Origin of the sequence: Pseudomonas sp. S31, assembly GCF_016648105.1 — a bacterium.
In the GTDB taxonomy this organism is placed as follows: Bacteria; Pseudomonadota; Gammaproteobacteria; order Pseudomonadales; family Pseudomonadaceae; genus Aquipseudomonas.
Genome location: NZ_JACVVE010000092.1, coordinates 1 through 499, shown reverse-complemented (window position 1 = coordinate 499; position 499 = coordinate 1). Strand labels below are relative to the sequence as shown.

Sequence of the window (499 nt, the reverse complement as noted above, 5' to 3'; positions counted from 1 at the left end):
GTTCTTCACCGGCTCCGGTTCCGAAGGCAACGACACCGTGCTGCGCATGGTTCGCCACTACTGGGTGCTAAAAGGCAAGCCGCACAAGCAGACCATCATCGGCCGCATCAACGGCTACCACGGCTCAACCGTCGCGGGTGCCAGCCTGGGTGGCATGAGCGGCATGCACCAGCAGGGCGGGTTGATCCCGGATATCGTGCACATCCCCCAGCCCTACTGGTACGGCGAAGGCGGCGACATGAGCGAGGCCGACTTCGGCGTGTGGGCGGCCGAGCAGTTGGAAGCCAAGATCCTGGAAGTCGGCGAAGACAACGTCGCCGCCTTCATCGCCGAGCCGATCCAGGGTGCCGGGGGCGTGATCATCCCGCCACAGACCTACTGGCCGAAGGTCAAGGAAATCCTCGCCAAGTACGACATCCTGTTCGTCGCTGACGAAGTGATCTGCGGGTTCGGCCGTACCGGCGAGTGGTTCGGCTCCGACTACTACGACCTCGAGCCC

Annotated in this window: 1 protein-coding gene; it reads left to right on the top strand. The window is 63.9% G+C overall.

The features are described 5' to 3' along the window. Positions 1–499 (top strand): aminotransferase class III-fold pyridoxal phosphate-dependent enzyme (locus tag IAE37_RS28605; RefSeq protein ID WP_201178798.1); only part of this gene is annotated, 499 nt, incomplete at both ends.